The following is an 8,317-nucleotide window of genomic DNA, read 5'->3' as shown; positions in this document are numbered from 1 at the left end:
TGTGGGCCCCTGGAAGGGAACTAGATTTTTGTGCGGTGGAAGTTCTGGAAGGACCGTGAGGCTGTCGGGCCGCGCTGGCCCTGGTAGCGGTTCTGGTAGGGGCCGGTGCCGTAGGGGTTCTCCGCCGGGGAGGAGAGCTGGAAGAAGCACAGCTGGCCAATCTTCATGCCGGGCCACAACTTGATGGGCAGCGTTGCCACATTGGAAAGTTCAAGGGTGATGTGGCCGGAGAATCCCGGATCGATGAAGCCGGCGGTGGAGTGTGTGAGCAGCCCCAGGCGCCCCAAGGAGGACTTGCCTTCCAGACGGGCCGCAACGTCGTCCGGCAGCGTCACGGTTTCATAGGTGGAGCTCAGCGCGAACTCACCCGGGTGCAGGATGAACGGCTCATCCGGATCAACTTCCACCATGCGGGTCAAGTCCGGCTGTTCCTCCGCCGGGTCAATGTGGGCGTAGCGGTGGTTGTCGAAGAGCCGGAAGAACCTGTCAATGCGCACGTCAACGCTTGAAGGCTGCACCATGGCAGGGTCATAGGGATCCAAGACAATGCGCTTGGCAGCAATTTCGGCACGTATGTCGCGGTCAGAGATCAGCACCCTCTAAAACTAGCGCATTCACGGCCTAAACCTACAGAAAGGTCCTCGCTGGAAGGCTTGTATGGGTATGCATGGGCCGCCACGGACTGAATTGGGATTTTCGTTCGCTATGCCCGGCGCAGTGGGAGCGTATGCGCACTATGGTTGTAAGCATGAATATTGAAGAGACGCCTCTTCCAGGCATAGGGGTGCGCAGGGAACTGCGCCTCGCCACCGGTCGCCGCGTAGGTGTTGTGACCCACCGAGACGGCCACACTGAGCTGATCCTCTCCCGCGTGGATGACCCTGATGCTTGTGCCGCCTCCATCCCTCTCAGCGCCGAAGAAGCAGCCGCGCTGGGGCAGTTACTCGGGTCCGCCCAGCTCATTGCCCAACTCAGCTCCGAGCAGGAGAGTGTTGCCGGTGTCAGCACTCACCAAATCATGATCCGGGCCGGCAGCATGTACGCCGGCCGCCCTCTCGGCGACACGCAGATGCGGACGCTCACCGGCGCCTCCATTGTGGCGCTGCTGCGTGATGGTGCCGTAGTGGGTTCACCGCGCCCGGATGAGATCCTGCGCGTTGGCGACATGGTGGTCATTGTTGGCACCGACGACGGCTTGGCGGATGCAGCACGCATTTTGCAGTCACGATTGTAAATCCACATGGATCCATTGACGCTCTCCATCATCCAGCTCGGAATAGTCTTTTTTGGGCTCGGTTTTTTGGGTCGTCTGGCAGGACGCATCGGCATGTCGCCGGTACCGCTCTATCTTCTGGGTGGTTTGGCCTTCGGTGAAGGCGGCTTGGTCAATCTCGCCGGAATCGACGGTTTCGCCCACATTGCCAGTGAAATTGGCGTCATCCTGCTGCTGCTTATGCTTGGTTTGGAATATTCGGCCACTGAGCTTGTCACTGGTTTGAAGCAGGCGTGGGTAGCCGGGCTACTTGACCTGGTACTGAACATGCTCCCTGGGGTTGCCGTGGCCTTGATCCTTGGCTGGGGGCCCGTAGGCGCGCTGGTCATGGCTGGAATTACCTACAGTTCCTCCTCCGGGATTATCGCCAAGGTGCTCGGTGACTTGGGCCGGCTCGGCAACCGTGAAACACCGGTCATTCTGGCCATTTTGGTCATTGAAGACCTCGCCATGGCCGCCTACCTGCCGATCCTGACCGCCGTTTTGGCGGGGGTTTCGCTCCTGGGCGGATTCACCGCCGTCGGAATTTCGCTGGCCGTTGTGACCTTGGTGCTGCTGGGTGCGCTGCGGTACGGGCACATGGTCTCCACCGTTCTGGACAGCCCGGACCGCGAGTCGTTCCTGCTGAAGCTGCTTGGCGCTGCATTACTCGTGGCGGGCGTTGCCTCCGCAATGCAGGTTTCGGCCGCCGTGGGCGCGTTCCTGCTCGGCATCGCCATTTCCGGCGGTACGGCCGAGAACGCGGTTCGGGTGCTGGAACCCCTGCGGGACTTGTTTGCCGCGATGTTCTTTGTGCTGTTCGGACTGAACACCGACCCCCGCACCATCCCACCGGTGCTTGGCGCTGCACTGCTGTTGGCGCTTGTTACAGCGCTAACCAAAGTGGCCACGGGTTGGTGGGCAGCCCGCCAGCAAGGCATAGGGGTGCCGGGCCGTGCCCGCGCCGGTGCTGCACTCATTGCCCGTGGCGAGTTTTCCATAGTCATTGCCGGGCTCGCCGTGGCATCCGGAGCCGTCCCTGTGGAACTTGCTGCACTGGCCACCACATATGTCCTCATCATGGCCGTCAGCGGGCCTATTGCAGCCCGCGTCGTGGAGCCGCTCATGGCCCTGGTCCGTGGCAGAAGGCCTGAGCCGATCCTATAGCTTGAAAACGTTGAAGGCACGACGGCGTAACGAATGCTTCGTTGTTGGCTCCCGTACCGCTGTGCGGCCGTATGATGAAGGCATCAGTGGTCAATAGGACCCAACAGCACAGATCCGAGGAGATCGAAATGGCTTTTGGAAGACGCAATCGACCTTCCCTTGTGGGAACCGCTGCCCGGACAGCAGTTGTTGTTGGCACGGCAACGGCAGCCAGCAACGCTGTCAACGCCAGCGCCGCCAATAAACAGGCGGCTGCGCAGCAGGCAGCCGAACAGCAGCAGCTGGCTCAGCAGGCACAGATGCTGCCGGTCCCCGTGCCCGCGCCAGCCGTTGCACCTGCCCCTGCAGCCCCTGCGGTTGAGGACTTGCTGAGCAAGCTCGAACGACTGGCTGCACTGCATGCCTCCGGCGCCCTCAGTGATGAAGAGTTTGCAGCGGTGAAAGCCTCCATTATTGGTTAGCGGCTTTTCATCCCCAGACTGCCCGCCGCTCCCTGATGCCGGCCAGGCAGCTTGGGCGTGTCACTGGTGCAAAGCACACCCGTGCACCGGCTAGACTCATTACGGAACAAACCAAGTAAGCTAATGAGGCTGCTGAGAATGTTGCAATGCGGGCGTAGCTCAATGGTAGAGCGCTAGCTTCCCAAGCTCGATACGCGGGTTCGATTCCCGTCGCCCGCTCAGTGTGGATCCGCCTCAGCGCAGATCAAAAGCTGTGCCCCCGGAATTTTTCGGGGGCAACAGCTTTTTAAATGCAGCGGCTGGGCTGCCAAGGCGTGTAAGGTCAGGCCATGTGGGGTATTGGGCCCTCGCATGAGGGAGCTGACATGGAAAACGTATCAACACAGCAAGCGGCATCCACCCCGGAAACGAGCACGGCGGCACCGACGCTGCGGCTCGGTGTGCTGGGAAAATCCCGTAAGCCTGATGAGCGCCGCGCCCCCATCCACCCTGAGCACCTTTCCCGGATTGAACCGGAGCTTCGTGCCCAAATGGTATTCGAAGAAGGGTACGGGGAGCGTTTTGGCATGTCCGACGATGTCCTTGCCACGTTGGTGGGCACAGTAGCCACCCGCGAACAGGTCATTGCGCAGGCCGACGTTGTTCTTTTACCCAAGCCGCAGGCGGAAGATCTCGCCGAGCTGAAGGACGGTCAAATCCTGTGGGGCTGGCCGCACTGCGTCCAGGACCGGGCCATCACTCAAATTGCCATTGACAAGAAACTGACGTTGATTGCCTTCGAGGCGATGAACCACTGGACATCCGACGGCTGGTACTCACTGCACGTTTTCCACATGAATAATGAAATGGCCGGTTACTCCTCGGTGCTGCACTCGCTGGGCCTCACCGGTTCCACGGGACATTACGGGCGCCGGTTAAAGGCAGTAGTCATTGGTTTTGGTGCCACAGCCCGCGGCGCAGTGACCGCGTTGAAGGCGTTGGGCGTTCCCGAGGTGCAGGTGTTGACCAGCCGCAACGTGGCGGCAGTGGCCTCTCCGATTCACTCCGCTGAAATGGTGCAGTTCGATTTCGAGGAAACGGCGCCGTACAAGGGTTTCGTGATGCTCGACGATGGCGACGTTCCGTTGGCCGACTTCCTAGCCGAGTCCGACATTGTGGTGAACTGCACCTTGCAGGACCCCAATGCGCCCATGACTTACCTGACGGAGGCGGACCTTTCCGCGTTCCGGCCCAACAGCCTGATCGTTGACGTTTCCTGTGACGAGGGGATGGGCTTCAGCTGGGCCCGCAACACGACCTTCACCGAGCCCATGTTTACCGTCGGGGACAACGTCAATTACTACGCAGTGGACCACAGCCCCAGCTACCTGTGGAATTCCGCCACGTGGGAAATCAGCGAGGCCTTGATGCCTTTCGTTGAGCCGTTGATGGCAGGACGTGCGGTATGGGCTGACAGTGACACCATTACCCGCGCCATTGAAATCTCCGAAGGCGTCATCATCAATCCTGCGATCCTCGAGTTCCAGCACCGCCAGGAAAGCTACCCTCACCTGCCGCTGGCCTCGGCCTGACGGCGCCCTTGATCTTGGCTGGAGCACGCTTACGGTTTGGGAATGTGAGCTGCGGGATCGTGAATCGGTGGCGGGGTCGCAGCAGCGCCTTCTGGCGCCTCCACCACATCCGTCGCAATGGGACGGTCGGCCCTCGGCACGATAAATACGGGGCTTCGGACGTTGCGCAGGTTCAGCCGTACGGTCAGCTGGCCGCGTTTGGCAAGCACCAGCCCAATAATTACTGCCGCCAACGCCGGCATGGCCCCGGCTACGACGGTGGCCCATTGCACGCCCCAGTGTTCAGCCAACCAACCCATGAGCGGGCCACCCAGCGCCTGACCACCGATGAGAACCATGATGTACAAGCTCATGACCCGGCCGCGAATGGTGACGTTTGTGGACATTTGCACAAGTTGATTTGCGCTGGTCAAAAATAGCAGCGAAGCAAAGCCGGCCACCACCATGACGGCACCAAAGTTGAACATGTTGGGCGCCAAAGAGGCGATCATGAGCACCACACCATAGGAACCGGCAGCTGTCATGACCCCGCGCAGGCGCAAGGTTGCAAAGCGGGTGGAGGCCAATGCCCCGCCCAGTGCACCCAGCGCAACGAGCGTGTTGAGCAGGCCGTAGCCCTTGGCCCCGGCGTCGAACACGTTGTTGGCATAGGCTGCCATCAACACCGCCAAGCTCAAGCCAAACACTGCGAAGACGGCGGCCATGACGGCTGGCCAGAAGATGGTGGGCTTGCCCAGGGCGTAGCGGACGCCTTCCGCCAGCTGCCCCTTGGCACGTTTCACCGGGGGCATTTTCACCAGGTCGGCGCTGCGGATCAGGCACAGCGAAATGACTGTGATGGTGCAGGCCAAGGCATTGCCGGCAAAGGCCCATCCTCCGCCAACGGCGCTGATCAGCACGCCGCTGACAGCGGGACCGATCATGCCTCCCATTTGAAAGATGGAGGAGTTCAGGCTGATGGCATTGCGCAGCTGGGACGGCCCCACCAGCTCATTGACGAAAACTTGGCGGGCGGGCTGGTCGGCCACCACCACCAGACCCAGGAAGAACGCAATGACGTAGATGTGCCACACCTCGAGGTGCCCTGTCAGCGCAAGCACAGCCAGCAGGGCTGCCAGGACACCGGCGGAGCCTTGGGTGATCATCAAAATCAGGCGCTTGGAATACCTGTCGGCCAGGATTCCACCCAACGGCATCAGCAAGAGGGAGGGGACGAATTGCATGAAGGTGGTAATTCCTACGGCGGTGACTGAGCCTGAGAGCTCAAGCACCATCCAGTCCTGCGCCACCCGCTGCATCCAGATGGCAGTCACGGCCAAAAGATTCGCGGAGGCAAAGATCCGGTAGTTGCGGATCTTCAGCGAGGAAAATGTCTGACTCCACGGCGGGCGCGTAGTCACTAGATTGAGGGGGGCGGTCAAGGCAGCATTCGAACGTGCTGGTGGGGGCGTCAACGCTTTGGTCCTGGAAATCGAAGAAGGATGGAAGGGTGCTCCTACAACTCTAGACCGCCGTGATTTATATCGAAAGGATATGGTGACTATAAATACTATTGTGATTCGTAATAGCTACGAGGAGGATCAGCGGTGTCCGACGCCCCTGTTTTTGACCCTATCCAGCTGAAAAGTTTTCTAACACTGGCTGAAACACGCAATTTCACCCGTGCTGCCGAGCGCCTGGGCATCAGTCAGCCCACCGTCAGTCAGCACGTGCGCAAGCTGGAGCAGGCAGCTGGACGCGTGCTTGTCACCCGCGACACCAGAGAAGTGCGCCTGACGGACAACGGGGATGCCATGGCCGGTTTTGCCCGCACCATACTGGCAGCCAACGACCTGGCGACCCGCTATTTCTCCGGCGCCGCCATGCGGGGGCGGCTGCGCTTTGGCACGGCAGATGATCTGGCCATCACGGGCCTGCCGCGGATTCTGCGTGAATTCCGCCAGCTGTACCCGCAGATTAACCTCGAGCTGACAGTCAGCCAGAGCGATCAGCTCCACCGCAGGCTCAAAGCCGGAGCGTTGGACCTGGTGTTCGTGAAATGGGTGTCCGGCGCCCAGGAGGGCGAAGTCGTGAAGCAGGATACGTTTGCTTGGGTGGGGCTGGAGCAGACCGTGTTGGAACCCGGCGCACCGGTGCCCGTCATTGTCTACCCGGCCCCGAGCCTGAGCCGCAAACTGGCTCTTGACGCATTAGAGGACGCCGGCCGCACGTGGCGGGTCACCTGCACCACGAAACAGATCAGCGGAGTCCTGGCAGCGCTGCGAGCTGGGATCGGGATTGCCGTCATGCCGACCTCGCTAGTTCCGGAAGACTTGAAAATCATCACTAGGCGTTTTGACCTGCCGCCGGTGGGAGACGTGGACTTCACGCTGATACGCAATCCACTGGCCAACACCGAGGTTGTGGACGCCCTAACCCAGGCCATCATGGGCCGCAAGCTCACTCCCGTGGGCAGACGGTAACTTGTCACAGTAACACAAGTCACAGGCACGCTCAGCCCAAGCACGCTAGACTTGTGCCGTTATGATGCGAACAATATTCAAGTCAAAAATCCATCGCGCCACCGTCACCCACGCAGATTTGCACTACGTGGGCTCCGTGACCGTCGACGCGGACCTGCTCGACGCTGCCGATATTCTGCCCGGCGAAATGGTGTCCATTGTGGACATCACCAACGGCTCCCGGCTGGAAACCTACACCATTGCCGGCGAGCGCGGATCGGGTGTCATTGGCATCAACGGTGCCGCCGCCCACCTGGTGAACGTTGGCGACCTTGTCATTTTGATGACCTATGCCCAAATGACGAGGGCCGAGGCTGTGGAGTACGTGCCCACAGTGGTTCACGTCGACGCCGACAATGCGATCCTGCACCTGGGCACCGACCCGGCCGAGGCCATCACAGAAGGTCTTCTGCGCCCGGCCTTCGCCCTCTAAACGGGACCCTCGATCGCCTAACCGTCACTGGACCACACTGTCCCGCCACGAGTGGGCAGGCTCATAGCCGATGACCCTGCGAGCCGCGTCGATCGACAGCAGCGTCTCATTCCCGCTGACGCCCTGGCGCAGTTCCAGTTCCGGGAAGTACTTCCCCAAGAGCTCCGCCGACGGCGTGTCCATGATGGTGTCAGCTGCCGCAATGATCAGGTTCTCACTGCCCGTACTGGTGGACTCCACGGCGTTGCGGCAGGCCGCGCCGACGTCGCGGGCGTCCACATATCCCCACAGGTTCCATGCCCGTGACATGGGCTCGGCCCAGAATCCGGGCACCTTCGCGTATTCGTCCTCGGTAAAGATGTTGGTCAGCCGCAGCCCCACGAACGGGATCCCCGACCATGCCGCAAACTGAGCGGCTGCAACTTCCCCCAACACCTTGGACAGCGCATACGTTGAGGAAGGGTGGGGGAAGTGGGCTTCATCTACCGGCGCGTAACGCAAGGTCCCGCCGTCGGCCGCAAACGGCAGGCCCAGCGTGGTCTCGCTGGACGCCCACACCACACGCGACAGGCCCAGTGCCTGCGCGGCCAGAAACACGTTGTGGTTCATGGCCGTGTTGCGGTTCAGTGTCTGCGCCGGCGGGAACATGCCAGGCTCTGGAATATTGGCCATGTGCACCACGGCGTCCACCCCGGCCAGTGCCTGCAGCGCCTGTCCGTAGTCGGTCAAGTCCACGCGCATGGTGGGGGCGCCAAGGTCCGAGTTTCGGCCCACAGGCCCGGCCAGGTCGCAGGCCAGGACGCGGTACCCGTGGGCCAGCAACTCCGCCACCGCCGCCCGCCCCGCCTTGCCATGGGCTCCGGTGACGGCAACAGTCTCAATGCGGGCCTCGGCCACGGTGCGCTCCTTCAGAATCTTTGGGTACAGCAGGG

General features: G+C 61.4%; 9 protein-coding genes and 1 tRNA gene. 7 read left to right on the top strand and 3 right to left on the bottom strand.

Annotation, left to right across the window (positions count from 1 at the left end):
• Nucleotides 1–20 precede the first annotated feature (20 nt).
• Nucleotides 21–596 carry a dCTP deaminase gene (gene dcd, locus Q4P21_RS06765; protein WP_207344910.1) on the bottom strand — a complete coding sequence of 192 codons (576 nt, stop codon included), beginning with the start codon at nt 594–596 and terminating at the stop codon, nt 21–23.
• Between the two features lie 152 nt (nt 597–748).
• On the opposite strand from dcd, the gene Q4P21_RS06760 reads away from it, so the two are divergent.
• The 5 genes from Q4P21_RS06760 to Q4P21_RS06740 all read left to right on the top strand — a co-directional run bounded on the left by Q4P21_RS06760 (nt 749) and on the right by Q4P21_RS06740 (nt 4,451).
• Entirely contained in the window at nt 749–1,234 is a 486-nt protein-coding gene (locus tag Q4P21_RS06760) for a cation:proton antiporter regulatory subunit (protein WP_303388033.1), read from the top strand.
• A 6-nt stretch (nt 1,235–1,240) separates the two neighbouring features.
• Nucleotides 1,241–2,419 carry a cation:proton antiporter gene (locus tag Q4P21_RS06755; RefSeq protein WP_303388032.1) on the top strand — a complete coding sequence of 393 codons (1,179 nt, stop codon included), beginning with the start codon at nt 1,241–1,243 and terminating at the stop codon, nt 2,417–2,419.
• A gap of 128 nt (nt 2,420–2,547) precedes the next feature.
• Nucleotides 2,548–2,880, top strand: a complete 333-nt coding sequence (locus Q4P21_RS06750) for an SHOCT domain-containing protein (protein ID WP_303388031.1) — start codon at nt 2,548–2,550, stop codon at nt 2,878–2,880.
• 148 nt (nt 2,881–3,028) lie between these two features.
• Nucleotides 3,029–3,099, top strand: a tRNA-Gly gene (locus Q4P21_RS06745).
• 146 nt (nt 3,100–3,245) lie between these two features.
• Nucleotides 3,246–4,451 (top strand): N(5)-(carboxyethyl)ornithine synthase, encoded by a 1,206-nt coding sequence (locus tag Q4P21_RS06740; protein WP_303388030.1) that lies wholly within the window; start codon nt 3,246–3,248, stop codon nt 4,449–4,451.
• A gap of 29 nt (nt 4,452–4,480) precedes the next feature.
• Here the strand turns inward: Q4P21_RS06740 and Q4P21_RS06735 are convergent, their stop codons facing one another.
• The gene (locus Q4P21_RS06735; RefSeq protein ID WP_369598871.1) at nt 4,481–5,872 is read right to left on the bottom strand and encodes an MFS transporter; all 1,392 of its coding nucleotides are present in this window, start codon (nt 5,870–5,872) and stop codon (nt 4,481–4,483) included.
• A 165-nt stretch (nt 5,873–6,037) separates the two neighbouring features.
• Between Q4P21_RS06735 and Q4P21_RS06730 the strand changes: the two genes are divergently transcribed.
• Both Q4P21_RS06730 and panD read left to right on the top strand, forming a co-directional pair.
• A complete protein-coding gene (locus Q4P21_RS06730) occupies nt 6,038–6,913 on the top strand; it encodes a LysR family transcriptional regulator (protein WP_207344905.1) in 876 nt (291 codons plus the stop codon).
• 61 nt (nt 6,914–6,974) lie between these two features.
• On the top strand, nt 6,975–7,385 hold the full coding sequence (gene panD, locus Q4P21_RS06725; RefSeq protein WP_303388028.1) for an aspartate 1-decarboxylase: 411 nt from the start codon (nt 6,975–6,977) through the stop codon (nt 7,383–7,385).
• 24 nt (nt 7,386–7,409) lie between these two features.
• Here panD and Q4P21_RS06720 read toward each other — a convergent pair.
• The coding region (locus tag Q4P21_RS06720) for an NAD-dependent epimerase/dehydratase family protein (RefSeq protein ID WP_369598870.1) at nt 7,410–8,317 on the bottom strand (908 nt) is incomplete at its 5' end.

It is taken from the genome of Arthrobacter sp. (assembly GCF_030540645.1).
Classification (GTDB): domain Bacteria; phylum Actinomycetota; class Actinomycetes; order Actinomycetales; family Micrococcaceae; genus Specibacter.
Note: the sequence above shows the minus strand (reverse complement) of the source record. Positions and strands in the feature narration are given on the sequence as shown.